The organism is Streptomyces sp. NPDC001902 (assembly GCF_042891295.1).
Lineage (GTDB): Bacteria > Actinomycetota > Actinomycetes > Streptomycetales > Streptomycetaceae > Actinacidiphila.
On record NZ_JBIATA010000001.1, the window covers coordinates 223286 to 246844 of the forward strand.

At 74.1% G+C, this 23559-nt stretch carries 24 protein-coding genes and 2 pseudogenes; 10 read left to right on the forward strand and 16 right to left on the reverse strand.

Annotated features, from left to right (window positions below; translation table 11 throughout):
- The first annotated feature begins 80 nt into the window (after positions 1–80).
- Entirely contained in the window at positions 81–1733 is a 1653-nt protein-coding gene (locus ACFYYN_RS01040; RefSeq protein ID WP_500331440.1) for a glycosyl hydrolase family 18 protein, read from the forward strand.
- Between the two features lie 85 nt (positions 1734–1818).
- Here the strand turns inward: ACFYYN_RS01040 and ACFYYN_RS01045 are convergent, their stop codons facing one another.
- Positions 1819–3297, reverse strand: a complete 1479-nt coding sequence (locus tag ACFYYN_RS01045; protein WP_500544218.1) for a cellulose binding domain-containing protein — start codon at positions 3295–3297, stop codon at positions 1819–1821.
- A gap of 170 nt (positions 3298–3467) precedes the next feature.
- Positions 3468–3998 carry a YceI family protein gene (locus tag ACFYYN_RS01050; RefSeq protein WP_500544219.1) on the reverse strand — a complete coding sequence of 177 codons (531 nt, stop codon included), beginning with the start codon at positions 3996–3998 and terminating at the stop codon, positions 3468–3470.
- 79 nt (positions 3999–4077) lie between these two features.
- Between ACFYYN_RS01050 and ACFYYN_RS01055 the strand changes: the two genes are divergently transcribed.
- A complete protein-coding gene (locus ACFYYN_RS01055; protein ID WP_499512800.1) occupies positions 4078–4584 on the forward strand; it encodes a MarR family winged helix-turn-helix transcriptional regulator in 507 nt (168 codons plus the stop codon).
- Between the two features lie 3 nt (positions 4585–4587).
- Here the strand turns inward: ACFYYN_RS01055 and ACFYYN_RS01060 are convergent, their stop codons facing one another.
- The 4 genes and pseudogenes from ACFYYN_RS01060 to ACFYYN_RS01075 form a co-directional block, all read right to left on the reverse strand.
- Positions 4588–5349 (reverse strand): energy-coupling factor ABC transporter ATP-binding protein, encoded by a 762-nt coding sequence (locus ACFYYN_RS01060; protein ID WP_500544220.1) that lies wholly within the window; start codon positions 5347–5349, stop codon positions 4588–4590.
- Positions 5337–6098 (reverse strand): cobalt ECF transporter T component CbiQ, encoded by a 762-nt coding sequence (cbiQ, locus tag ACFYYN_RS01065; protein ID WP_500359987.1) that lies wholly within the window; start codon positions 6096–6098, stop codon positions 5337–5339. The genes ACFYYN_RS01060 and cbiQ overlap by 13 nt, the downstream gene beginning before the upstream one ends.
- Positions 6099–6100: 2 nt before the next feature.
- Positions 6101–7116 (reverse strand): annotated as a pseudogene (locus ACFYYN_RS01070) (energy-coupling factor ABC transporter permease).
- Positions 7117–7237: 121 nt separating this feature from the next.
- Positions 7238–7801 (reverse strand): histidine phosphatase family protein, encoded by a 564-nt coding sequence (locus tag ACFYYN_RS01075; protein WP_500544221.1) that lies wholly within the window; start codon positions 7799–7801, stop codon positions 7238–7240.
- A 297-nt stretch (positions 7802–8098) separates the two neighbouring features.
- Between ACFYYN_RS01075 and ACFYYN_RS01080 the strand changes: the two genes are divergently transcribed.
- Together ACFYYN_RS01080 and ACFYYN_RS01085 are read left to right on the forward strand one after the other, a co-directional pair.
- The gene (locus tag ACFYYN_RS01080; protein ID WP_500544222.1) at positions 8099–8320 is read left to right on the forward strand and encodes a CbtB domain-containing protein; all 222 of its coding nucleotides are present in this window, start codon (positions 8099–8101) and stop codon (positions 8318–8320) included.
- 16 nt (positions 8321–8336) lie between these two features.
- Positions 8337–9134, forward strand: a complete 798-nt coding sequence (locus ACFYYN_RS01085; protein ID WP_500544223.1) for a CbtA family protein — start codon at positions 8337–8339, stop codon at positions 9132–9134.
- A gap of 37 nt (positions 9135–9171) precedes the next feature.
- On the opposite strand, the gene ACFYYN_RS01090 is transcribed toward ACFYYN_RS01085, so the two are convergent.
- The 8 genes from ACFYYN_RS01090 to ACFYYN_RS01125 form a co-directional block, all read right to left on the reverse strand.
- Positions 9172–10428: a Tm-1-like ATP-binding domain-containing protein gene (locus ACFYYN_RS01090; protein WP_500544224.1), complete on the reverse strand. Its 1257-nt coding sequence runs from the start codon at positions 10426–10428 to the stop codon at positions 9172–9174.
- A gap of 40 nt (positions 10429–10468) precedes the next feature.
- Positions 10469–12583 (reverse strand): SpoIIE family protein phosphatase, encoded by a 2115-nt coding sequence (locus ACFYYN_RS01095; RefSeq protein ID WP_500544225.1) that lies wholly within the window; start codon positions 12581–12583, stop codon positions 10469–10471.
- Between the two features lie 497 nt (positions 12584–13080).
- A complete protein-coding gene (locus tag ACFYYN_RS01100) occupies positions 13081–13842 on the reverse strand; it encodes a DUF4118 domain-containing protein (RefSeq protein ID WP_500322427.1) in 762 nt (253 codons plus the stop codon).
- A gap of 41 nt (positions 13843–13883) precedes the next feature.
- Positions 13884–14420, reverse strand: a complete 537-nt coding sequence (locus ACFYYN_RS01105; RefSeq protein ID WP_500337430.1) for a universal stress protein — start codon at positions 14418–14420, stop codon at positions 13884–13886.
- Positions 14421–14581: 161 nt separating this feature from the next.
- Entirely contained in the window at positions 14582–15667 is a 1086-nt protein-coding gene (locus ACFYYN_RS01110) for an ABC transporter ATP-binding protein (RefSeq protein WP_500544226.1), read from the reverse strand.
- Complete coding sequence (modB, locus tag ACFYYN_RS01115) at positions 15664–16518, reverse strand: molybdate ABC transporter permease subunit (RefSeq protein ID WP_500544227.1); 855 nt, start codon at positions 16516–16518, stop codon at positions 15664–15666. The genes ACFYYN_RS01110 and modB overlap by 4 nt, the downstream gene beginning before the upstream one ends.
- Entirely contained in the window at positions 16515–17342 is an 828-nt protein-coding gene (gene modA / locus ACFYYN_RS01120; protein ID WP_500544228.1) for a molybdate ABC transporter substrate-binding protein, read from the reverse strand. Before modA ends, modB begins: the two co-directional genes overlap by 4 nt.
- A 23-nt stretch (positions 17343–17365) precedes the next feature.
- Positions 17366–17752 (reverse strand): TOBE domain-containing protein, encoded by a 387-nt coding sequence (locus ACFYYN_RS01125; RefSeq protein ID WP_500368121.1) that lies wholly within the window; start codon positions 17750–17752, stop codon positions 17366–17368.
- Between the two features lie 139 nt (positions 17753–17891).
- On the opposite strand from ACFYYN_RS01125, the gene ACFYYN_RS01130 reads away from it, so the two are divergent.
- From ACFYYN_RS01130 to ACFYYN_RS01150, 5 genes and pseudogenes are all read left to right on the forward strand, one after another.
- Positions 17892–18431: a molybdopterin-dependent oxidoreductase gene (locus tag ACFYYN_RS01130; protein ID WP_500544229.1), complete on the forward strand. Its 540-nt coding sequence runs from the start codon at positions 17892–17894 to the stop codon at positions 18429–18431.
- Positions 18400–18804, forward strand: a complete 405-nt coding sequence (locus ACFYYN_RS01135) for a pyrophosphohydrolase domain-containing protein (RefSeq protein ID WP_500322439.1) — start codon at positions 18400–18402, stop codon at positions 18802–18804. Before ACFYYN_RS01130 ends, ACFYYN_RS01135 begins: the two co-directional genes overlap by 32 nt.
- A gap of 34 nt (positions 18805–18838) precedes the next feature.
- Positions 18839–19612, forward strand: a pseudogene (locus tag ACFYYN_RS01140) (LysR family transcriptional regulator); the annotation flags it as partial.
- A gap of 130 nt (positions 19613–19742) precedes the next feature.
- Complete coding sequence (locus ACFYYN_RS01145) at positions 19743–20141, forward strand: DnaJ family domain-containing protein (RefSeq protein ID WP_500544230.1); 399 nt, start codon at positions 19743–19745, stop codon at positions 20139–20141.
- A 142-nt stretch (positions 20142–20283) separates the two neighbouring features.
- Complete coding sequence (locus ACFYYN_RS01150; RefSeq protein ID WP_500544231.1) at positions 20284–21174, forward strand: YhjD/YihY/BrkB family envelope integrity protein; 891 nt, start codon at positions 20284–20286, stop codon at positions 21172–21174.
- Here ACFYYN_RS01150 and ACFYYN_RS01155 read toward each other — a convergent pair.
- Positions 21144–21572 carry a DUF7144 family membrane protein gene (locus ACFYYN_RS01155; protein WP_499512780.1) on the reverse strand — a complete coding sequence of 143 codons (429 nt, stop codon included), beginning with the start codon at positions 21570–21572 and terminating at the stop codon, positions 21144–21146. The two genes, ACFYYN_RS01150 and ACFYYN_RS01155, sit on opposite strands and share 31 nt — an antisense overlap.
- 26 nt (positions 21573–21598) lie before the next feature.
- A complete protein-coding gene (locus ACFYYN_RS01160) occupies positions 21599–22084 on the reverse strand; it encodes a hypothetical protein (RefSeq protein WP_500544232.1) in 486 nt (161 codons plus the stop codon).
- Positions 22085–22180: 96 nt separating this feature from the next.
- On the opposite strand from ACFYYN_RS01160, the gene ACFYYN_RS01165 reads away from it, so the two are divergent.
- The gene (locus tag ACFYYN_RS01165; RefSeq protein WP_500544233.1) at positions 22181–23476 is read left to right on the forward strand and encodes a hypothetical protein; all 1296 of its coding nucleotides are present in this window, start codon (positions 22181–22183) and stop codon (positions 23474–23476) included.
- Positions 23477–23559 lie beyond the last annotated feature (83 nt).

Genomic DNA, 23559 nt, shown 5'->3' on the forward strand with positions numbered 1-23559 from the left:
CTGTGGTGGGCATGACATGGAGTCAACCGCCCACCAGGCGGCACTGGTTTCCCCGTCGGCCCCCACTCGAGGAGCACCCCTTGAGCACTGGAGACACCCCACGCACTCCACGCACCAGACGCATCAGGACCACAGCCGCCGCGGGGCTCACCGCGCTGCTGCTCCCGTTCGCCGCGCTCGTCGGTCTGGCCACGCCGGCCCACGCCGCGGGTACCACCGCCACGTACACCAAGACCCAGGACTGGGGCACGGGGTTCGAGGGCAAGTGGACGATCACCAACAGCGGCACCTCGTCCATCAGCAGCTGGACCGTCGAGTGGGACTTCCCCGCCGGCACGTCGGTAACCTCGGCGTGGGACGCCGACGTGACCGCCTCCGGCACCCACTGGACCGGCAAGAACAAGAGCTGGAACGGCACGCTGGCCCCGGGCGCCAGCATCAGCTTCGGCTTCAACGGCACCGGTAGCGGCAGTCCGAGCGGCTGCAAGCTCAACGGCGGTTCCTGCACCGGCGGTGGCGGCGGCGACCCGACGCCCACGCCGACCCCGACGCCCACCCCGACCCCGACCCCGACGCCCACGCCGACCCCGACGCCGACCCCCACCGGCCCCGCGGGGAACAAGATCCGCCTCGGCTACTTCGCCGAGTGGGGCGTCTACGGCCGCAACTACCACGTCAAGAACCTGGTGACCTCCGGCTCGGCGAGCAAGCTGACCCACATCAACTACGCCTTCGGCAACGTCACCAACGGCCAGTGCGCGATCGGCGACTCCTACGCCGACTACGACAAGGCCTACACCGCCGACCAGAGCGTCGACGGCGTCGCCGACACCTGGGACACCGGCGCCCTGCGCGGCAGCTTCAACCAGCTGCGCAAGCTGAAGAAGCAGTACCCGAACATCAAGATCCTCTGGTCCTTCGGCGGCTGGACCTGGTCCGGCGGCTTCGGCCAGGCGGCCGCCAACCCGACCGCCTTCGCCAACTCCTGCTACAACCTGGTCGAGGACCCGCGCTGGGCCGACGTCTTCGACGGCATCGACATCGACTGGGAGTACCCCAACGCCTGCGGTCTGTCCTGCGACACCAGCGGGGCCTCGTCCTTCAAGACGCTGATGTCCGCGCTGCGCACCAGGTTCGGCTCCAACAACCTGGTCACCGCGGCCATCACCGCCGACGGCACCAACGGCGGCAAGATCGACGCGGCCGACTACGCGGGCGCCGCGCAGTACGTGAACTACTACAACGTGATGACGTACGACTACTTCGGCGCCTTCGACGCGGACGGCCCGACCGCCCCGCACTCCCCGCTCACCTCCTACAGCGGCATCCCGATCGCCGGCTTCTACTCCGACGCGGCGATCCAGAAGCTGAAGAGCAAGGGCATCGCGTCGAACAAGCTCAACCTGGGCATCGGCTTCTACGGGCGCGGCTGGACCGGCGTCACGCAGTCCGCGCCGGGCGGTTCGGCGACCGGCGCCGCTCCCGGTACGTACGAGGCGGGCAACGAGGACTACAAGGTCCTCAAGAACACCTGCCCGGCCACCGGCACCGTCGCGGGCACCGCGTACGCCCACTGCGGCAACAACTGGTGGAGCTACGACACCCCGTCGACCATCGCGGGCAAGATGGCCTACGTGAAGAACCAGGGCCTCGGCGGCGCGTTCTTCTGGGAGTTCAGCGGCGACACCGGCAACGGTGAGCTGATCACCGCGATCAACAACGGTCTGAGCTAGTCCTCGGGAGCGGGCCGTACGGGCCGGAGGGGCGGAATCGTGACCGCCCCTCCGGCCCGGTCGCGTCGGGGCGCGGCGGGGTCCGTCAGCCGGTGGCGCAGGACGCGCCGTCGAGGGTGAAGCCGGTGGGCGGGGCGGAGACGCCGGGGCGGGTGCCGACCAGGCCGAAGCTGACCGAACCGCCCGCGCGCACCGACCGGTTGTAGCCCTTGGCCCGGGCGGTGACCGATCCGCCGCGCTGGGCGAAGTCGGCGTCCCACATCTGCGTGACGCGCCGGCCGTCGGAGTACCTCCAGCCGACCCTCCAGTCGTCGAGGTCCTTGCGGGTCGTCAGGGTGACCGTGGCCTGGAAGCCGTCGTACCACTGCTCGTTCACCTCGTAGGTGATCGTGCAGGACGGCGCCGGCTCCTTCGGGGCCTCGTGCGCGGGCGGCGCGGCGGAGGACGGTGCGCGATCGGCGGCGGGGATGGTGTGCTCGGCTGCGGAGGGCCCGATCTCCTCGGGGAACGGCGCGCTCTCGGCGGGCTCCGGCGCCCCGGAGGCGCCGGACGCGCCCGGTGACGGCAGCGGGGGGAAACCGGGACCGTCCGGGGCGGTGCCGTCCTTGCCGCCCTGGGCCGTCGGAAGGGCCCGGGCGGACCGGGGGGCGGAGTCGTCGCTGGTGACCAGGGCCGTCAGGCAGATCACGGCGGCCAGCACCGCGACCGCCCCGGCCACGGCGGCCCTGCCCCCGGGGACGCGGGTCCTCGCCCGTGCGGCACGGGCGGCGCGCGCGGCCCGCCGCGACGGCGGGGCCGCGGTGGCGCCCCGGCCGGCGCCCCGGCGCCGGGCCTCCAGATAGGCGGGCCCCGCCCAGCCCAGCACCCCTTCGGCCAGCGCCTCGGGCAGTCCGCCGCCGAGCAGGGTCAGGCACACGGCCGCCCGCGCGCACTCGGCGCACCCGCGCAAGTGCCGGCGCAGGTCCTCGGGTGCCGCCTCGACGGGCATCCGGGTGGCCGCGTCCAGCAGCCGGGCGTACCCCTGGCACTCGTCGGAGGGCGGTTCCTCCTGGTGGGCGCGGAGGCAGCGGTCGCGGAAGTCCTCGCGGGCCCGGTCGATCTCCCGCTCCACCGCGGTGACGTCCACGCCCAGCGCGTGTGCCGTCACGGCCGCGGGGCGGCACTCGACCTCGGTGGACCACAGCAGTGCCGCGTCCGGTTCCGCCATGGCGCGCAGTCCGCGCAGGGCCAGCGGTTCCGGGCGCGGTGCCCTGCCCCGGCGCGCGGCGCGTTCGGCGTTGAGCCAGATGCGGAACTCCGGCTGCAGGCTGTCGCCCTCGCCCCGGGCCTGCCAGGACGCGGCGGTGTCCCGTACGGCGGTCAGCAGCAGCGGCAGGGGCGGCAGCCCCGGTCCGGGTGCGCCGTCCGCCGCGTCGGGCGTCAGGTCCAGACCGCGGTCGAACGCGTCGGCGGCCAGTCGGCCGCCGTCCTCGGGGGAGAGCGAGCACAGCTGGGCGAAGCACAGCGCTTCCGCCCAGAACTCGGACAGCGGTACGGCCTCGGGGACCGGGGCTGGGGCAGTCATCGAGTGGTGAACCAACCCTTCGGCGTCGGGAGGCGGTTGCGCCTGCGCCTGGTGGTGCGGGGAGCCTTTCACGGTTTCCACACAAGTAGCAAGGCGCGACTTCGTTTGCCGAAGGGGTAGTTGGGGCGTGAGCGGTGATGTCCGCTTCTGCCCTCTCGTGAACGGCGGGATCAGCCGTGGTGGACGAAGCGGGCGGCGACCGAGAGGGTCGCGGCGCCCTTGATCATGCCCATCCGGTTCCAGGTGAGGCCGAAGTCGGCCCGGTCGACGACCGCATCGGCGGTGAGCACGACGGCGTCGGCGGAGGAGGACTCGACGCGTCCGGTGAGGGCGAGCGGGCGGGTGGTGCCGCGGACGGTCAGCTCGCCGTCGACGGAGAGGGCGCCGTCGGTACCGGCGGTGACCCGGCGGGCGGTGAAGACGATCGCCGGGTGGGTCGCGACGTCGAGGAAGTCGGCGGAGTGCAGGTGGGTGTCGCGCTGCTTGTTGCCGGTGTCCAGGGAGGCGGCGCTCACGGTCAGGGTGCCCTGCCCGGTGCCGTCGGCCGCGAGTTCGCCCTCGCCCCCGACCTCGGTGAACGCGCCCTTCACGGTGGCCATGCCCCACATCGTCCGGTGCGTGAGCCGCACGGCCGAGCCCGCGGGGTCGAGGGCCCAGGAGCCCGTGCGCAGACCGGTGGGGGTGGTCGTCGAGTCGCTCATGGGGTGTCGCACCCTTCGATAGCTCGCCAGATATTAAGTAGCCAGTTAGACAATAACTGGCGTTGGTACCCTGGGCAATGTGACGGCGGAGATCCACGCGGAGACGGACGGCCGGTGCCCGGACACCGCCGACCTGCACCTGCTCGCGCGGTGGGACGCGCTGCAGTCGGGCTTCCGGCGGCTCACGGACCAGCTGCTGGCGGACGTCGAGGCGCGGTCGGGGCTGGCCCCGTCCTCGTTCCAGGCGCTGTGGTTCCTGATGACCACGCCGGAGCGGTCGGCGCCGATGTACCGGCTCGCGGGGACGCTGGGCTTCACCACGGCGGGCACCACCAAGGTCGCCGACCGCCTCACGGAGGCGGGGCTCATCGAACGCCGTCCCTGCCGGGAGGACCGGCGCGTCACCCTGGCGGTGCTGACCGAACGCGGCCTCCAGGTGGCGATGACGGCGGCGCTCACGCTGGCCGACGCGCTGCGTGAACGCGTGGTCGGGCCGCTGGGCGGCGCGGAGCGGTTCGACGCGCTCACGGCGGCGGTCACCGCCGTCGACCCGGAGCCGCCGTCCCGGCCCCCGTGCGGGGGCTGAGGCTCAGGCCCTGACGGTGACCGAGCGGGGGTCGAAGCCGTAGGGCAGTTCGAGGCGGTGGGCGCGCATCAGGGCGTCGTCGGCGAGGAGCTCCTGGGTGCGGCCGTCGGCGACGACGGTTCCACCGCTGAGGACGACCGAGCGCGGGCACAGCTCCAGGGCGTACGGCAGGTCGTGGGTGACCATCAGGACCGTGACGTCCAGCGAGCGCAGGATGTCGGCGAGTTCGCGGCGGGAGGCGGGGTCCAGGTTGGAGGAGGGCTCGTCCAGGACGAGGATCTCCGGCTCCATGGCGAGGACGGTCGCCACCGCCACGCGGCGCCGCTGCCCGAACGACAGGTGGTGCGGCGGCCGGTCGGCGAACTCCGCCATGCCGACCCGCTCCAGCGCCCTGCGGACGCAGGCCTCCAGCTCGGCGCCGCGCAGACCGGCCGCGGCCGGGCCGAAGGCGACGTCCTCGCGGACGGTGGGCATGAAGAGCTGGTCGTCCGGGTCCTGGAAGACGATGCCGACCCGGCGCCTGACCTCGGCCACGTTCTTGCGCTCGCCGACCGGGAGGCCGGCGACGGTCACCGAGCCGACGCCCGCCTCGAGGATGCCGTTGAGGTGCAGCACGAGGGTGGTCTTGCCGGCGCCGTTGGGGCCGAGGAGGGCCACCCGCTCGCCGCGGGCGATGGTCAGGTCGACGCCGAACAGCGCCTGGTGGCCGTCGGGGTAGGCGTAGGCGAGGCCCTTGACCTCGAGCGAAGATGTCACAGGAACCATCCCATCAGACAGACCAGCAGCGCCGCGGCCGGGAGCGCGGCGGCGTACGACCACTGGGCGCGCGAGGCCGTCACCTCGTCGATCACCGGCATGCTGCCGGCGTAGCCCCGGCTGACCATGGCCAGGTGGACGCGTTCGCCGCGTTCGTAGGAGCGGATGAACAGGGCGCCCGCGGACTTGGCGAGCACGCCCCAGTGACGCGGGCCGCGCGCCTCGAAGCCGCGCGAGAGGCGGGCGACGCGCATCCGGCGCATCTCGTCGGTGATGACGTCCCCGTACCGGATCATGAACGAGGCGATCTGCACCAGCAGCGCCGGCAGCCGCAGCCGCTGCAGGCCCAGGAGCAGTGCGCGCAGCTCGGTGGTAGACGCCAGCAGGACGGAGGCGGCGACGCCGAGGGTGCCCTTGGCGAGGATGTTCCAGGCGCCCCACAGGCCGTTCACGCTGAGGGACAGGCCCAGCACCTCGGTGCGCGGGCCCTCGGCGACGAACGGCATGAGGAAGGCGAAGGCGACGAAGGGCACTTCGATCAGCAGCCGCCGCAGCAGGAATCCGGCCGGGACGCGCGCCACGGTGGCGACCGTGGCCAGCAGCACCGCGTACAGGCCGAAGGCCCACATCGCCGTGCGCGGGGTGGAGACCACCACCAGGACGAAGCAGAAGACCGCGGCGATCTTGCACTGCGGGGGCAGCGCGTGCACCGGCGAGTGGCCGTGCCGGTAGAGCCGGTGGGCGTGCCCCGCTCCCACGGCTAGACCTCCTCCGCGCGCGGACGGCGGCGGACGACCCAGAAGACGCCGGTGCCGAGCGCGAGGGTGACACCGACGCCGATCACACCGGCGAGGCCGCCGGAGAGCCGGGCGTTGCCGACGTCCTCGGTCCGGTAGTCGGCGAGCGGGGAGTCCTTGGCCGCGTGGTCCTCGGCCTTCTTGTCGATGCCGTGGTCCGCCGCGACCTTCTCCAGGCCGTCCGGGCTGGCGGAGGCGTAGTAGCTGACGAATCCGGCGAGCAGCACGGCGGCGATCAGGCCGGCGATCCACAGCGGCCGTATGCCGCCGCGCTTGGGGGTGTCGGTCACGGCCGCCATCAGACGGTCGCCTCCTTGAGTTCCAGCGGGCGGCGCAGGTCACGGGCGCCGTGGACGAGGTCGGGGCGGACGGCGACGACGGCGCCCACCGTCGCCGCGGTGATCACCGCCTCGCCGATGCCGATCAGGACGTGCACGCCGACCATGGCGGTGAAGACCTTGCCGAGCGCGACGTCGGTCGTCCCGCCCAGCGCGTAGATCCCGGTGAAGGCGACCGCCGCCGCGGGGACGGAGAGCAGGGCCGCGACGAAGGCCGCGCCGGTCACCCCGCCGCGGCCCTTCGGCAGCACCTTGACCAGCCCGCGGAAGACGGCGTAGGCGACGACCACGGTGACGATCGCCATGTCGGTGATGTTCACGCCGAGCGCGGTCAGGCCGCCGTCGGCGAAGAGCACGCCCTGGATCAGCAGGACGACGGACACGCACAGCACCCCTGTGTAGGGGCCGACGAGTATCGCCGCCAGCGCGCCGCCGAGGAGATGGCCGCTGGTACCGGCGGCCACGGGGAAGTTGAGCATCTGGACGGCGAAGATGAACGCCGAGACGAGTCCGGCCAGCGGCGCGGTGCGCTCGTCCAGCTCGCGCCGCGCACCGCGCAGGCTCACCGCTACGGCTGCGGCCGCGACGGCACCGGTCGCCACCGACACCGGGGCGTCGATGAATCCGTCGGGTACATGCATGGGGGAGCTCCAGGTCGGGTCCGGCCGGCGGCCGGTCGGGTCGGCGAATCAGGGCGCTCAATCATAGGGTCTTATTGCGACCTGTTTGCAAGAGCCTGTTCACCGCTGGAGCGCACCCCGCTCAGCCCAGCGGGCGTCCCGCCCGCAGGTTCCAGCGTCCGGACCGCCCGCTGAATTCCGTCGCCGTCAGCGGGGGCACGTCGATCCGCCAGAAGGCGGCCTCGGGCGTACCCAGGGCCCGTACCGCGCAGGCCCGGACGATCTCCGGCTCGACGACGGCGAGCACCCGCCCCGGCGTCGCGGCGAGCCCGTCGAGCCAGGCGCCGGCCCGGGCGCACAGCTCGCGCAGCGACTCGGCGTCGTGCGGTGCGGCGTCCGGGTCGGAGAGCCAGGCGGCGACGGCCTCCGGCTCCTCGGCGCTTACCTCGGCCAGGGTCCGCCCCCGCCAGCGGCCCAGCGCCCACCCCGCGGGGGCCGTCTCCCGCGCGGCGAGCCCGAGCGCCTCGGCGGTCGCGCGGCAGCGCATGGTGGGCGAGACGAGCACGGGCCCCGCGGAGGGCAGGGAACCGGCCAACGCGCGGGCGGCGGCGAGCGCGTGCTCGTCCGGCGGCACGTCGTCGTCGAAACGCGCCTCGCGCAGCGCCGCGTTCACCACCGGTGAGATCAACATCACCCGGGTCGTCATGCACCCTCCTCGCCCTGCGGCGACCCCTCGGAATCGCCAACTGCCGCCTCACACCTGGCCGGTCGGTCGCACGGAAGCAGCTCCCGCGCATGCCGGGGCGCATACACGCGCCCTTGGCCGGATCACCGGATCGCGGTACCGTCACGACGACATTCACGACGACACGGCGGAAGTCCGGTGCAAATCCGGCACGGTCGCGCCACTGTAAGCCCAGCCCAGCGCCAGGCGAGTCAGACCCGCAGTCGTCCGACAGAGCTCCACCGACCGGGACGCGAGTTCCCACCAGGAGGTCATGCCATGGCGCAGTCCGCCGTTCCGCCTGCCGTCGCCCCTACCGCCGTCCCCGTGACGCTGCCGATCCGGGCGATCCTGCCCTGGGCGGCCTTCTTCGGCGTCCTGATGCTGGTCCTGCTCTACTTCGTGGGTGCCGAGCAGGGGGCCACGTCCCTCCTGTCCGGTGAGAACGTCCACGAGTGGGTGCACGACGGGCGTCACCTGCTCGGCTTCCCCTGCCACTGACAGGGGCGCCGCGCCGATGAACCCCGCCGCCTCCGCCACCCCCGTCAACTCCGTCACCGTCAGGCAACTGCTGGTGCGGGGCATGCTGGCCGGCCTCGCCGCCGGCGTGCTCGCCCTGGTCGTCGCCTACCTGCTGGGCGAGTCCCGGGTCGACGCCGCCATCGCGTTCGAGGAGTCGCACGCCCACGAGCACGGCGGCGCCGAACCGGTCAGCCGTGCCCTGCAGTCCACCGCAGGCCTGGCCACCGGCATCCTCCTGTACGGCGTGGCGCTGGGCGGCATCGCCGCCCTCGCCTACTGCTTCGCCCTCGGGCGGATCGGCCGCTTCGGTGCCCGGCCGACGGCGCTGCTGCTGTCGGCCGCCGCGCTGGTCGCGGTCTACGTCGTGCCCTTCCTGAAGTACCCGGCCAACCCGCCGGCCGTCGGCGACCCCGACACCATCGGCAAGCGCACCACGCTGTACTTCCTGATGATTTTGCTCAGCGTGCTGCTCGCGGTCGCCACCGTGATCCTCGGCAAGCGCCTCGCGCCGCGCCTGGGCAACTGGTACGCGACCGTGGCCGCCGGTGGGTTCTTCGTCCTGGCCGTGGGGCTCGCGTACGCCTTCCTGCCCGGGATCAACGAGGTGCCGGAGCACTTCCCGGCGGCGCTGTTGTGGCAGTTCCGCCTGGCGGCGCTGGCGATCCAGCTGACGCTGTGGACCTCCTTCGGGCTGGTCTTCGGCCACCTGGCCGGACGCCTGCTGGAACCGGGTCCGGCGGCCGCCCCCACGGGGCGCGACACCGTGGGCGCGGGCACGGCGGCCTCCGTCTAGGCCTCCGCCGCACCGGACGTGACCGCCCGTACGACGCTCAGCGCGTCGTGCGGGCGGTCGTGTGTGCGTCGGTCCGCGCGGAGATCAGCGTGTGCAGGCGTTCCGCCGCGGCACGGCCGAAGGCCGGGTCGTTGATGTGCGTGTCGTACTCGGCGAGTTCCACCCGGCTGCCGCGCAGCTCCTCGCGGAGGGTGCGGAACAGCACCCCGTCCACCGCACGGTCGTGGTACGGCCCGCCCGGCGCCCCGAGGGTGGACAGCCCGCGCAGCGGCAGCAGGAGCGCGGCCGGGCCGGTGGCCGCGCGCAGCTTCGCCGCGACCTGGCGGCCGAGTTCGGCGCACTCGGCGGCGGAGGTGCGGATCACCGTCACCGACGGGTTGTGGACGTGGACGTGGCGGGCCCGGAAGCGGTCCGGCAGCGAGGCGAGCGGGCCGAACTTGACCATGTCCAGCGCGCCGGGGCTCACCACCTGCGGCAGCCCGGCGCGCCCCGCGGTGCGCAGCCGGTCGGGCCCCGCGCCGAAGGCACCGCCGACCAGCTCGTCGGCGAGCTCGCTGAGCGTCAGGTCCAGCACCCCGCTGAACATGCCCTCCCCGGTCAGTGCCTCCAGGGAGCGGCCGCCGGAGCCCACGGAGTGGAAGACCAGCACCTCGTAACCGAGTTCGGTGAGCCGTGCGCGGGCGGCGTCGACCCCGGGGGTCGTCACCCCCGCCATGCTCGCCGCCACCAGCGGCCGGTCCCCGGCGGGTGCGGCGGGTGCCCCGGCGAAGCCCCTGGCCATCCCGGCGACGGCGTCCGCCGCGTTGGCCAGGATCGGCGCCGAGACCCGGTTGACGCCCGCGATGTCGACGACGCTGTACATCATGGCGATGTCCGTCGAGCCGACGTACGGGGAGACGTCGCCCGCGGCCATCGAGGAGACCATCAGCTTCGGCACGCCGAGCGGCAGCGCCCGCATCGCACGGGTCGCGATCGAGGTGCCGCCGCTGCCGCCGATGGCCAGGACGCCGTGCAGCCGGCCCTCGTCGTACAGCCGGCGCACCACCCGCGCCGCCCCCTCGGCCATGACCGTCACCGCGGCGCCGCGGTCGCCCGCCCTGCGCAGCCGTTCGGCGTCCGCCCCCGCGGCCGACGCCACGACGCTGCGGGGGATGTCCGGGGTGACCAGGGGCTCACCGGCCACGCCCGCGTCGATCAGCACGACCTCCACGGCGCCGCGCAGCAGGCGGTCCCGCAGCCAGCCGTACTCCGTGCCCTTGGTGTCCAGCGTTCCCAGCAGCGCGACGACCGGCATGGACAACAGTGTTGGGCCCGATCCGGGAAGTGACAAGGCCTCATGACGGGGGCACGGGGCGCAGCAGCAGGAGCGCGGTGTCGTCGGTGCGGTCGGTGGCGGGACCGTCGTGGTGCACGAGCACCTCGGCGAGTTCGTCCAGTGGGAGCCGGCCCCGGCAGGACAGGGCCACGGCCAGGGAGGCGATCGCCTCGTCCAGGTCGCGGCCGGGGGTCTCGATGAGCCCGTCGGTGTACAGCGCGAGCACCGCGCCGCGGGGCAGCGTCAGCGTGGTGGTGGGGTACTCGGCGTCCGGGTCGATGCCGAGCAGCAGCCCGGTCGGCAGGCTCAGGATGTCGGTGCGGCCGTCGGGGAAGCGCAGCAGGGCCGGCGGGTGGCCCGCGGAGGCCAGCCTCAGGGCGCCGTCGGTGAGCTGGAGGTGGGCGTAGAGGCAGCTGGTGAAGAGCCCGGTGTCGAGCTCGTCGAGCAGCCGGTTGGTGCGGGACAGCACCTGGTCGGGGGAGGCGCCGGCGGTGGCGTGCGCGTGCACCGCGGTGCGCACCTGGCCCATCAGGGCGGCGGCGTTGACGTTGTGGCCCTGGACGTCGCCGATGACGGCGGCCGCGCAGGTGTCGTCCAGCCGGATCAGGTCGTAGAAGTCGCCGCCGACCTCCATGCCGCTGGTCGCCGGCAGGTAGCGGGCGGCGACCTCCAGACCGGGCAGGGAGGGCAGGGTGTGCGGCAGCAGTCCCGCCTGGAGGCTGTGCGCGAGGTGGTGCTTGGCGTCGTAGATCCGGGCCCGGTCCAGGGCCTGGGCGATCAGCCCGCTGAGCGAGGTCAGGGCGGCCCGTTCGTCGGCGGGGAAGGAGCGCTCCCGGGCGAAGGCGAGGATGCAGCAGCCCACGGGACGGCCGGAGGCGATCAGCGGCAGGAACGCCCAGGCCGCCATGCCCGACTGCAGGTCCAGGTCCGGGTAGGTCCGTATGAGGTCCTCGCGTGAGCCGAAGAAGCTGGGGACGCCGCGGGTGAGGGCCCTGGTCGCCGGGAGGCGCGCGGTGAGCGCGGTGCCGTCCAGGGCCGCCATGACCTCGGGCCGGTAGCCGCGGTCGCCGATGACGCGCAGCCGGCCGCCCTCCGCGACGCACAGCACGAAGGCGTCGGCTCCGATGGCGGCCGGGAAGAGGTCGGCGACCAGGCGGACGACGTCGTCCACGCCGACGGCCTCGGTGAGGGCCGTCGCGAGGTGCATGAGGTGGTAGATCGCCCCGATCCGGACCGGCACCGCGGCCTCGTCGTAGGGCGGGGCCGACGGGGCGGGGCCCGCACCCGCGTCGGTGGGGGAGATCCGCACGCTGACCCCGGTCGCGTCCGGGTAGAGCTGGACGAGCAGCCAGTGGTCGGGCGGCCGCAGGGCGGTGAACGAGACCGGCTGTCCGCTGAGCACGGCGGCGCGGTAGCGGTCCTCGTGGGCGGGATCGCGCAGCCAGCGCAGGCTCTCCCAGGGGAAGGTGCCCACGAGCCGCTCGACGGGCACGCCGACCAGCTCGGCCGCGCGGGGGGTGACGTAGGTGAGCCGCCCGTCGAAGTCGAGCGCGCAGGCTCCCTCGGGCAGCCGCCGGGCCCAGTCCGCCGCGGCCAGTGCCTGGTCCGGGTCCACCGGGACCGCCCGCGCGGTCCGCAGCACGCGCGGCTCGGGCCCCGGCAGGATCGGCTCCCCGCCGGCGCCGGACCGTGCGAGCCGGCCGGACAGGCGCTCGCGGGCGTGCTCCAGCAGCGCGCGCTCCGCGGGCGGCGCCTCGGCGGGGCGCGGCCGGGACCAGATCAGCACGAGCGTGCCGAGCACGGCCTCCCCGTCGGTGAGCGGGGCGGCCACCATGGACAGGTCGTACGGCATGACCAGGGCCGTGCGCGGATAGCGGTCGGCCAGTTCCTCCCGGGAGCCGATCCGGATCGTCCGGCCCTCCCGCACGGCGTCGGCCACCGGGGTCGAGCGCTCCATGGGCAGCCGCGACCAGGGCATCGACAGCTCCCGGGGTGCCCCGGTGATGACCTCCATGCCCAGTGCGCGGCCCCCGGGCATCACCAGGAAGACCGCACCGACATGGGCGCCCGTCTCACGCACCACTTCGGCGAGCACCTGGTCCAGCAGCTCCCGCGCGGGGGCAGTCACCACCATGTGTGGCTCCACCATCGGGCCGACACCACCTACAAGGGGACGATACGCCCCTCCCCGCCCCGCCTCCTCTTGCCGGAAGCGGCACGCTGGCGAGGGGCGCGCCGCCCGGCCGGTGGGCCGGGGGACGGGTGCCGTTGGTGCGCGGAGGTGTTGCGCCGCGGCGGGGCGACAGGCGGTCGCTCCAGGCCGCCGGGGTTGCTCGGGCCATGGGCCGCGCCGGGCGGGTGTGGTCGACGTGGCGGCCCAGGCGGGGCGGGATCGTCAGCCTCGGCGGCGCGCTCGCCCGCGTCCCCGGCTGCCGCCGCGCGGCGCACGATGCGGCGGGCGACGGTGCGCGGCAGCGGAGCCGAGACGTGCGACGAGGCGGGTGGGCCCGACACCGGGCCGTCCCATGGCGACGTCGTCTGCCAGGGGCGACAGGCGGCCTCCCGGCCCCCGCCGGGGCCGCGATGGGCGGGGGGTGTGCGGGACCGGGTGGTCGCCCCCCGCGGAGCGGGTCAGCGGGCCGGGGCGGCCGGGGTGGCGGCGATCGCGCCGCCGGCCTGGTCGGCGAGGGTGACGGCGACCAGACGGGCCTGGCGGGAGGGGACGGTGCCGGGGGTGGGGAGCAGCATGAAGCGGCCGTGGAAGTGGCCGTTGTGGAAGACGCGGAGCTCGACCTCCTGTTCCGGCAGTCCCAGCGTGTCCGCGTCCCAGGGACGGCGGCCCCGCACCACGGTGCCGTCCTGCTCGATCCGCGGCGGGTGCCCGACGAGGGTGCCGTACTCGAAACGGCAGCCGCGCAGGTGGAGCAGGCTGACCAGCTGGTCGCGGACGTGCTCGACCACGACGTGCGGGGAGACCGCGGACTGGGCCAGCCGTGCGGTCTCGTGGATGCGCGCGAGGTGGTCGGCGTCGGTGATCGCGATCACCGCGAGCCGCCTGGTCCGGGCGGCGAGCTGGGAGACGGCCAGGCCCACGGCGAGCAGCAGGACCGCCGTCGCCACGTCGCCCGGCCCGCTGATGGTGAACCGCTCGTAGGGCGGGGCGAAGAAGAAGTCGAACCAGGCCGCCGCGGACAGCGCGGCGAGCGCCCCGGCACGGCGGCTGCCGAGGACGGCGACCGCCACGACCGCGACCACCAGCACCAGGGCCACGAGCGTGTTCGACACCTGGGTGCGGAAGGGGACGAGCACCAGGCACACCAGCGGCGGCAGGAGGAGCGCGGCGGGCAGGGCGAGCCGCGTCGGGTGGGGGAACGGGAAGGAAGGGCGCGTCATGGTCATCGCCTCCGTCGAGGGGGCCTGCCGGGCCCCCGTGGTCACCGCAGTGGCGTGGCGGCGTGCAGCGGCAGCCGCCAGGCGTTGCGGCGGTGCACGTCGTCGAGGACCTCGTGGAGCGGGGAGCGGGGTACGGCGAGCACCGGGCAGGCCGCGTGGACCAGGCAGTGCCGGGCCACCGAGGGGCTCAGCAGGCGGCGCAGCCGGCCGCGGCGTCCGGCGCCGACGACCAGCAGGTCGTCCGGGCGGTCCGCGACGTGGGTCAGCGCCCATCCCGCGGGCCCGCGCACGAGGAGCGCGCGCATGGGGAGGTCCGCCGGGAGGCCGCCGAAGGCGGACTCGACGGCGCCGACCAGCTGCTGCCGGGCCCGGTCCTGCCATTCCCGCAGCAGCGGCGGGCAGGGGGAGCGCCGGTAGGCGAACTCCCCGCCCGGCGGCTCCCAGGCGAGCACGGTGACCAGCACCGCGCCCGTGCGGCGTGCCTCGGCGGCGGCCCGGTGCAGCGCCGTGAGGCTGCCGAGGGAGCCGCTCACCCCCACGACCACGCGGTGGTTTCCGGCGTCATCCATGCCTTCCATGGAAGACCCGGGCGGGGTGCCGCGGGGGCTTCTTGTCGTCCTCTTGTCGCCGGGCGGCGCACCCCTGACGCCGCCCTGACCCCGCCGGTCCCGACCCACCGGTCCCGACCCGCCGGTCCCGACCCGCCGGTCCCGACCCGTCGGCCCTGACCCGCCGGGGTTCAGGCCGGATAGGCGTGCGCCTGGGCCGCCTTGACGGTGGCCCACACCTCGGCGCCGGGGTGCAGCCCGAGTTCGGCGGTGGCCACCGTGGTGAGGTCGGCGGCGAGCGGGAGTTCGCCCTGGACGTCGACGCGGATCTGGTCGCCGTGCGACTCCAGGCCCGCGACCCGGCCGTGCCACAGGTTCCGGGCGCTGGAGCCGGTGGGGCGGTCCCGGTGGAGGGTGACGGCGCCCGGCGGGAAGGCCACGAAGGCCGGGCCGGAGAGTTCCTCGGTGGTGGTGATGGCCGGTCCGCCGTCGATCCGTACGGTGTGCCCCTCGGCGCGGCCCCGGTAGAGGTTGAGGCCGACGAGGTGCGCGATGTAGTCGGTGCGCGGGCGGCGGGCGATCTCGGCAGGGGTGCCCTCCTGGACGGAGCCGCCGTGCTCGATGACCACCAGCCGGTCGGCCAGCACCATGGCGTCCAGCGGGTCGTGCGTGACCAGGACGGCCACCGCCTCGAAGTCGGCCAGGTGGCGGCGGAGCTGGGAGCGGACGTCCAGGCGGGTGCGGGCGTCGAGCGCGGCCAGCGGCTCGTCCAGGAGCAGCAGGCGGGGCCGGGTGGCCAGCGCCCGGGCGAGGGCGACGCGCTGCGCCTGGCCGCCGGAGAGCCGGCGGGGCCGGGCGGCGGCGTGCTCGGCCAGGCCCATCCGCTCCAGCCACGCGGCGGCCTCGGCGCGGGCCCGCGCCTTGGGCACGCCGTGGCAGCGCGGGCCGAAGGCGACGTTGTCCAGCGCGGACAGGTGCGGGAAGAGCAGGTAGTCCTGGAAGACCACGCCGACCGGGCGGGTCTCGGGGGGCGTGCCGTCCAGGGCGGCGCCGTCCAGCCGCAGGTGGCCGGCGGTGAGCGGGGTCAGCCCGGCCAGGGCCCGCAGCGCGGTGGTCTTGCCCGCGCCGTTGGGCCCGAGCAGGGCGAGCACCTCGCCGGGGGCGGCGGTGAGCGTCACGTCGAGGCGGAAGGCGCCGCGGTCGACGACCAGCCGGGCGTCCAGGCCCTCGGAGGCCGGGCTGCCGGAGGTCGCGGGTGCTTTGTCCAGGGAGGTCATGGCGTGGTCATCCAGCGGTCGCGCAGCCCGGCCAGGACGGCGATCGAGACGGCGAGCAGCACCAGGCTGAGCGCGATGGCGGCGGCCGGGTCGCTCTGCAGGGCGAGGTAGACGGCGAGCGGCATCGTCTGCGTACGGCCGGGGAAGTTGCCCGCGAAGGTGATGGTGGCGCCGAACTCGCCGAGCGCCCGTGCCCAGGCCAGAACGGCCCCGGCGGCGATGCCCGGGGCGATCAGCGGCAGCGTCACCCGGCGGAAGGCGGTGAAGCGGGAGGCGCCGAGGGTGGTGGCGGCCTCCTCGTAGCGCGGGTCGGCCGCCCGCAGGGTGCCCTCGACGCTGATGACCAGGAACGGCATCGCGACGAAGGCCTCCGCGACGACGACGCCCGCCGTGGTGAAGGGCAGCGTCACCCCGAACCACTGGTCCAGCCACCGCCCGGCGATGCCGTTGCGGCCCAGCGCCAGCAGCAGCGCGACACCGCCGACGACGGGCGGCAGCACCAGGGGCAGCGTCACCAGGGCGCGCAGCAGCCGGCGCCCGGGGAACTCGGTGCGGGCCAGCAGCCAGGCCAGGGGCACGCCCAGCACGAGGGTCACCGCGGTGGCGAGGGTGGCGCAGATCAGGGAGAGCCGCAGCGCCTGCCACACCCCGGGACTGGTGAGCTGCGCGGGCAGTTCGCTCCACGGGGTGCGGACCAGCAGTCCGGCGAGCGGCAGCACCAGGAAGACGAGACCGAGCAGGGCCGGCAGCAGCAGCGGCAGGGGCACCGGGGAACGGTGACCCTGCCGGCGGCCGGCGCGGCGCGGCCGGGACTCCAGGAGTTCGGGCGCGCCGCCGCTGTGGTCGGTCATGGGTTGAGGAAGCCCGCCTCGCTCAGCACCTTCGCGCCCTGTTCGGACCGGACGAAGGCGATGAAGGCCTCGGCGGCCCCGGCGTTGGGCGCGTCCTTGAGCAGGACGATCGGGTAGTCGTTGACGGCACCGGCGGACTCGGGGAACTCCACGCCCTCCACCTTGCCGGCGGCGGCCTTCACATCGGTCCTGTAGACCACGGAGGCGTCGACCTCCTTCAGCTCCACCTTCGTCAGGGCGCTCTTGACGTCCTGCTCGTAGGAGACCGGGGTGAGCTTCAGGCCGGCGCCGTCCAGCGCCTTCTGCGCCGCGGCGCCGCAGGGCACCTCCTTGGCGCACAGGGCGACCTTGATCCCGGACTTGGTGAGGTCCTTGAGGGACGCGACGTCCTCGGGGTTGCCCGGGACGACGGCGATCTCCAGCTGGTTGCGCACGAAGGTCGCGGGCTCGCCGGCCGCGTCGTTGGCGTCGGTGACGATCTGCATGGTCTTGGGGGAGGCGGCGGCGAAGACGTCGGCGGGGGCACCGGAGGTGATGCTGGCGGCGAGCGCGTCGCTGCCGCCGAAGTTGAAGGAGACCTTGGTGCCGGGGTGGGCCGCCTCGAACTCCGTGCCCAGTTCGGCGAAGCTCTCCTTGAGGGAGGCGGCGGCGAAGACGGTGACCGTGCCCTTCAGGTCGCCCGCGGAGGAGGTGCCCGCCGAGGGCGAGGACGACGCGGAGGCGCCGGCGGAGTCGTCCGAGGAGGAACAGGCGCTCAGGGCCAGCAGCACCGCGGTTCCTCCGACGGCCAGCTGAAGGGTCCGGCGGTGCGTGGGACGGGTCATCACAGGGCTGCTCCTCCGAGTCTCTACGGTCTCTCGACGACCACGTTGGTCGACTTGATGACGGCGACCGCCGGGACGCCGGGCTCGAGCTTCAGCTCCTCGGCCGACTCCCGGCTGATCATGGACACCACGCGGAACGGGCCGGCCTGGATCTCCACCTGCGCGGAGACGTCGCCGAGGATCACCTCGGTGACGATGCCCGCGAAGCGGTTGCGGGCCGAGGAGCCGGTGTGCTCGCGTTCGGTGCGGTTGAACTCCCGGGCGAAGGCGGCCAGATCGGGACCCTCGATGATGCGCCGGCCCTGCTCGTCGCGCTCCGCCCGCAGCCGCCCGCCGTCGACCCAGCGCCTGAGGGTGTCGGCGCTCACGCCCATGACTGCGGCCGCCTCGCCGATCCGGTAGGTGTGCATGACTCGATCATAGTGACGCAGATGCGAGCGGGAAGCCCCTTGTCGGATTGCATCAGCTGGATCACGGCGCGTGGAGGGTCGCATGTGCGTTTCCGCGACCGCCGTGCATGGGTACGGTGATCGGGGGAGGTGGAAGCCCGTGACCGTGTCCGTTTCCGCGCCGCCGCCGGGGCTCGCCGGCTTCAGCCTGAGCGGCGACCTGGCCCGCCCCGCGCCGCTCACGGTGCCCGACCTGCGCGCCTGGCCCCAGCACACGGCCTGGGTGAGCTTCGAGTGCCGGACCAGCGGTGTGCAGCACCATCGTTTCGAGGGCCCGTTGCTCCACGAGGTGCTGTGCTCGGCCGGTCCCGGCTTCGACCCCGGCCGCCGCAAGGACCGGTTGCGCTTCCTCATCGCCGTGACCGGGGCGGACGGTCACCACGCGTTGCTGTCCTGGGCCGAGATCGACCCGGACTTCGGGCACGCCCCCGTGCTGCTGGCCACCCGCATCGACGGCACCCCGCTGGACGCCTGCGGCCCGCAACTGGTGCTGCCCCAGGACCGCTGCGGGGCCCGGCACATCAGCGGCATCACCGCCATCCGGGTGGACGGGGGCTACGGCGGCGGGGGGCGGCCAGGGCGTCTGAGCGGGCACTACGATCGGCGGAATGCGATCCTCCCCCGCCGGCCTGGTCCGTGAGTTCCACACCGCCTTCGGCCTCGACGTCCGCCCCCGTCCGACCGAGATCACGCCCGAGCACGCGGCGCACCGTCAGGACCTGCTCGCCGAGGAGGTGGCCGAGGTCGCCGAGGCCTCCGGGACCGGTCCCCTGGACCATCTCGCGCACGAACTGGCCGACGTGGTCTACGTCGCGTACGGCACCGCGCTGGTGCACGGCATCGACCTGGACGAGGTCATCGCGGAGATCCACCGCGCCAACATGAGCAAGCTGGGCCCCGACGGCCGGCCCACCCTGCGGGCCGACGGCAAGGTCCTCAAGGGCGAGCACTACCGGGCGCCCGACGTCGCGGCGGTGCTGCGCGCCCAGGGCTGGACGCCCGCGGGGGAGTAACGCGGCGGCGCGGCGTGTGCGACCGTGAGCCACGCTGCTTCGCCAACTCGAGTACCTGGGGGCCCTCGCCAGGGAACGGCACTTCGCCCGCGCCGCCGACGTCTGCTTCGTCTCGCAGCCCTCGCTGTCGGCCGGCATCCGCACGCTGGAACGCGACCTGGACGTGCCGATCGTGCGGCGGGGCCGGCCCTTCTATGGGCTGACCCCGGAGGGCGAACGGGTACTGCTGTGGGCGCACCGCATCCTGGCGGAACGGGATGCGGTGCGGCAGGAACTCTCCGAGATGCGCGGCGGGCCGGCCGGCACGCTGCGGCTCGGCGCGATACCCACGGCGCTGACCGCTGCGTCCCTGCTGACGACGCCGTTCTGCGAGCGGTACCCGGGGGTGCGGGTCAGCCTGGAGTCGCTGTCCTCACGGGAGATCAGCGACCGGCGCGCGGAGTGCGAGCTCGACGCGGCGATGACGTACCTGGACGACGACGCCCTGCGCCACGTGCGCCGCTTCCCGCTCTACGAGGAGCGCTACCTGCTGCTCACCCCCGCGGACGCGCCGCCGGCCGGGCCGCCGGTGGCGCGTTGGGCGCAGGCGGTCGCGCTGCCGCTGTGCCTGCTGTCGTCGCGGATGCGCAACCGCCGGATCATGGACGAGTGCTTCGCCGCGGACGGGGTCACCGCGTCACCGGCCGTCGAGACCGACTCGGGCGCCGGGCCGTACGCGCACCTGGCGGGCTCGGGCGGGCGCTGGTCGAGCGTCATCTCGCACGCCTGGCTGCACATGTTCGGGTTGCCCGCGGGGATGCGCGTGGTGCCGCTGGAGGGGCCTGCGCACGGTCCCCGGGTGGGGCTCGTGACCGCGGACCGGCGGCCCGGCCGGCGCACGTCGCCCCCGCCCACCCCGCCCTTCCCGCCCTGGGCCGGCGGGAGGGAGAATCGACCCCATGACGGAGCGCAAGCCACCGGGCGTCCCCTTCGAGTCCTGGGTCGACAAGCGGATCCGGGAGGCGGCGGAGCGCGGCGCCTTCGACAACCTGCCCGGCGCGGGCAAGCCGCTGGCCGGTCTGGACCGGCCCTACGACGAGCTGTGGTGGATCAGGGAGAAGATGGCCCGTGAGGGGCTGTCCCACCTCCCGGCCAGCCTCAGGCTGCGCAAGGAGGTGGAGGACGCGATGGACGCCGCCTCCCGTGCCCCCTCGGAACCCGAGGTGCGCCGCATCGTCGAGGAGGTCAACGACAAGATCCGCACGGGCCTGCGCACCCCCATGGACGGCCCGCCGCTCAACCTCGTCCCGTACGAGGTGGAGGACGTCGTCGCGCGGTGGCGCGCGGCGCGGGGCTGAGGGCGCGCTCAGGCGGCCGGCCGCCGGTGGCCCGGGGCGCGGACAACTCGCGGCGGCCCGCTTCAGGTTCGTCCGGGCGGTCGGCGGGCCGGTGCCGGCGCCCCCGGTTGCGGGGCCCGGCGGGCTGAAAAATAGTCGGACTGTGAAAGGGCGGCCACGGGTCAGGATCGCGGAGGGGCTCCGTGCGCGGTTCGCGGACCTGCCGGAGCGGGCGCGCGCCCTGCGGGCCGACACGGAGCGGCGGTTCCCCATCATCACCCGGCTCGCCGCCCGGCTGCTGAGCGTCAACGTGCTGGACGCCGCCACCCGGCTGGCCGCCCAGGCCTTCCTGACCGCCGTGCCGCTGCTGTTCGTCATCGCGTCCCTCGCGCCGGAGGGCGTGCGCAAGGAACTCCTGGACTCGCTGGTGCGGGTGCTGGGGCTCTCCGGTCCCGCCCGTGACCAGCTGCGCTCGGTCTACGAGTCCGATCCCGGGAACCTGCGGGGGACGGTGGGCGTGGTGGGCACCCTGATGGCCCTGCTGTCGGCGACGGCCTGCAGCCGGGCGATGCAGCGGGTGTGCGAACGCGCCTGGCACCTGCCGAAGTCGGCGGCGCGGATCGCGGCCTGGCGCTGGTTCGCCTGGGTGTGCGCGGCGCTGCTCTACCTGGCGGTCCAGGGGCCGCTGCGGGAGGGCTTCGGCGCCGGCCGCTGGCTCGGCGTCCCGCTGTCCCTGGTGAGCGCGGTGGGCCTCTGGTGGTGGACCCAGCACCTGCTGCTGGGCGGCCGGATCGGATGGTGGCCGCTGCTGCCGGGTGCGCTGCTCACCGCGGTGGTCCTGGAGACGGCCGTCTTCGCCGCGCCGCTGTACGTGCCGACGGCGCTCAACCGCAGCCTGCAGACGTACGGCTCGCTGGGTTCGGTGTTCACCCTGCTGTCCGGGCTGATCGCGTTGTGCGTCGTGGCGACGGTGTGCCTCACCGTGGGCGCGGTGTTCCACGGCGACCAGCCCGGGGGCGGCGGTCAGGCGGCCGGTGAGCGCTCCGGCCGGTAGTGGGCGAGCGCCCAGATGATGAAGATGTCGAGCGCGATCAGGATGACCGACCAGAACGGCAGGTAGGGCAGGTACAGGAAGTTCACGATGATGCCCAGGCCCGCCAGGACGACACCCATGATGCGTGACCAGAGCGCGGCGCCGCTGAGCAGCCCCGTTCCGGTGACCACCAGGAGCACTCCGAGGACCAGGTGGATCCATCCCCACCCGGTCAGGCTGAACTTGTAGACGTAAGTGCCGACGCGCGCGTACACGTTGTCGGCGGCGATCCCCGAGATGCCCTGGAAGATCGCCAGGACACCGTCGACCAGCAACAGGACGCCGGCGAAGGTGACCCCGCCGCTGACCCAACCGTTGCGGTGGTTGCCGGTCCTGGGTGTCGTGCCGGTGGCTGCCATGGCTGCCTCCTCGCGGTGATGGTGCTTCAGTGCCGCAGCGCCCGCTCCACCTGGGCCTCGACCGTGCCCGTCAGGTCGCGGTTGCTGCGTACCGTGGCCTCGCCGGACTTCTGCGGGGCCACGTCGGCGACGTTGACCACGGCGGCGTCGAGGAGGTTCCCGCTGGTGTCGCGGAAGGTCACCTCGACGGTGTACGTGGCCTGCTTGTCGCCGCTGTTGGTGGCCGTGACCTTGGTGGTGGCCTTGCCGCCCTCGACGGTCACGGGGTCGAGCTTGACGTCGTCCTTCGCGTTGACACCGTTCTTGATCTTCGCCAGCTGGGACTGCGCGGCGGCGGTCGCCGAGGCGACGGCCTCCGCGCCCTCGGACACCAGCGAGGACGCGGCGGACGCGGCCTTCGACGCCTTCTCGGCGGGGGTGCTGTCGTTGTCCGAGCAGGCGCTCGCGGTGAGCGCGACGGCGGACAGTACGACCACCGCGCACACCGCGCGGCCCCGGTACGGCCTCGTCATTGCCTACCTCCACAGACTCATGCGCCTCAAATGGCACATCATTCACCATACGTATTAAATTGCCGTGGCGCGTGGTGAAGGAGAGGCGGCGGTGGCATGGCGGATTCAGCGCCCCGGAGGCGTGACGATCTCGCCGAACTGCGTGCCCGGCTGTCGGCACTGGAGGCGCGGGAGACCGTTCCCGCACACGCCGGACCGCAGGCCCCGCCGCCTCTCCGACGACGGCCCGTGCGGGCCTTCTTCTCCGCCCTGTTCATCGTCGTGGCCTGCGTCCTGGTGCCGCTGAGCGCGCTGGCGGTCTGGGTCGACTCCGAGATCGGGGACACCGACCGCTACGTCGCCACCGTGGCGCCCCTGGCGAGCGACCCCGCCGTCCAGAACGCCGCCGCCAACCGCATCACGTCCGTGGTGATGCAGCAGATCGACGTCAAGAGCCTCCTGGACGAGGTCGCCCCGCAGGACCGCCCCCGCCTGGACGAGCTGCTGGGCCGCGTCTCCGGCCCCCTGACCAGCGGCATCCAGAGCCTGGTGCACTCGACGGCGGACAAGGTCGTGCGCAGCGACGTCTTCGAGAAGGCCTGGACCGAAGCCAACCGCAGGATCCACGACTCGCTGGACAAGGCGCTGACCGGCCAGGGAGGCGGCGCGGTCAAGCTCACCAACGACACCGTGGCCATCGACCTCGCCCCGGTCATCGAGCGGGTCAAGCAGCGGCTGGTCGACGCGGGCCTGACGATCGCCGCGAAGATCCCCGAGATCCACACCGACTTCACCGTCGTCCGCTCCGACAAGGTCGGCAAGATCAGGACCGCCTTCCGGCTCCTGCAGCTCGCCGGTTTCTGGCTGCCGATCGTCGCCGTCGTCCTCGCGGCCGCGGGTGTGCTGCTCGCCGTCCGCAGGCGGCGCGCCCTGGTCGCGGCCGCGCTGGGCTTCGCGGCCGCCGCCCTCGTGCTCGGTGCTGCGTTGACCGTCTTCCGGGCGATCTACCTCGACGCGCTGCCCGCGAGCGTCGACCAGCAGGCCGCGGGGACGGTCTACGACACCCTGATCCGCTTCCTGCGCGGGACCGTCCGCGCCGTGTTCGTGCTGGGCGTCGTCGTCGCGCTGGGCGCCTGGCTGAGCGGGCCCGGGCGGTACGCCCGCCGCACCCGAGGGGTGTGGGAGTCCGTGCTGGGCGGCGCGGGCGACGCGGCGCACCGGGTGGGGCTGCGGACCGGTCCCGTCGGCCCCTGGCTCGTCCGCCACAAGGTGCTGGTCGGCTGGATCGTCGTCGCCGCCGCGGCCCTCGCGCTCGCCTTCTGGTCCTACCCGACCGGCTGGGTCGTCCTGGGGCTCGCCCTCGCCGTCGTGTTCGTCCTCGCCGTCGTGGAGTTCCTGGCCCGGCCGGACTGACCGCTCACCCGATCGGCCGCTCCGCGCTGCGCCGGGAAGGCCGCCGCCGGAGGCTGACGGGAGAGCCCGCCGGCGGAGGAGAC

Bases quoted from the DNA above. Each gene is read 5' to 3' on its own strand.
- ACFYYN_RS01045 (WP_500544218.1), bottom strand. From the start codon at position 3,297: ATGACTGCCCCAGCCCCGGTCCCCGAGGCCGTACCGCTGTCCGAGTTC.
- ACFYYN_RS01050 (WP_500544219.1), bottom strand. From the start codon at position 3,998: ATGAGCGACTCGACGACCACCCCCACCGGTCTGCGCACGGGCTCCTGG.
- ACFYYN_RS01060 (WP_500544220.1), bottom strand. From the start codon at position 5,349: ATGGTTCCTGTGACATCTTCGCTCGAGGTCAAGGGCCTCGCCTACGCC.
- ACFYYN_RS01075 (WP_500544221.1), bottom strand. From the start codon at position 7,801: ATGACGACCCGGGTGATGTTGATCTCACCGGTGGTGAACGCGGCGCTG.
- ACFYYN_RS01080 (WP_500544222.1), top strand. From the start codon at position 8,099: ATGGCGCAGTCCGCCGTTCCGCCTGCCGTCGCCCCTACCGCCGTCCCC.
- ACFYYN_RS01085 (WP_500544223.1), top strand. From the start codon at position 8,337: ATGAACCCCGCCGCCTCCGCCACCCCCGTCAACTCCGTCACCGTCAGG.
- ACFYYN_RS01090 (WP_500544224.1), bottom strand. From the start codon at position 10,428: ATGCCGGTCGTCGCGCTGCTGGGAACGCTGGACACCAAGGGCACGGAG.
- ACFYYN_RS01095 (WP_500544225.1), bottom strand. From the start codon at position 12,583: ATGGTGGTGACTGCCCCCGCGCGGGAGCTGCTGGACCAGGTGCTCGCC.
- ACFYYN_RS01100 (WP_500322427.1), bottom strand. From the start codon at position 13,842: ATGACGCGCCCTTCCTTCCCGTTCCCCCACCCGACGCGGCTCGCCCTG.
- ACFYYN_RS01105 (WP_500337430.1), bottom strand. From the start codon at position 14,420: ATGGAAGGCATGGATGACGCCGGAAACCACCGCGTGGTCGTGGGGGTG.
- ACFYYN_RS01110 (WP_500544226.1), bottom strand. From the start codon at position 15,667: ATGACCTCCCTGGACAAAGCACCCGCGACCTCCGGCAGCCCGGCCTCC.
- modB (WP_500544227.1), bottom strand. From the start codon at position 16,518: ATGACCGACCACAGCGGCGGCGCGCCCGAACTCCTGGAGTCCCGGCCG.
- modA (WP_500544228.1), bottom strand. From the start codon at position 17,342: ATGACCCGTCCCACGCACCGCCGGACCCTTCAGCTGGCCGTCGGAGGA.
- ACFYYN_RS01125 (WP_500368121.1), bottom strand. From the start codon at position 17,752: ATGCACACCTACCGGATCGGCGAGGCGGCCGCAGTCATGGGCGTGAGC.
- ACFYYN_RS01135 (WP_500322439.1), top strand. From the start codon at position 18,400: ATGCGATCCTCCCCCGCCGGCCTGGTCCGTGAGTTCCACACCGCCTTC.
- ACFYYN_RS01145 (WP_500544230.1), top strand. From the start codon at position 19,743: ATGACGGAGCGCAAGCCACCGGGCGTCCCCTTCGAGTCCTGGGTCGAC.
- ACFYYN_RS01155 (WP_499512780.1), bottom strand. From the start codon at position 21,572: ATGGCAGCCACCGGCACGACACCCAGGACCGGCAACCACCGCAACGGT.
- ACFYYN_RS01160 (WP_500544232.1), bottom strand. From the start codon at position 22,084: ATGACGAGGCCGTACCGGGGCCGCGCGGTGTGCGCGGTGGTCGTACTG.
- ACFYYN_RS01165 (WP_500544233.1), top strand. From the start codon at position 22,181: ATGGCGGATTCAGCGCCCCGGAGGCGTGACGATCTCGCCGAACTGCGT.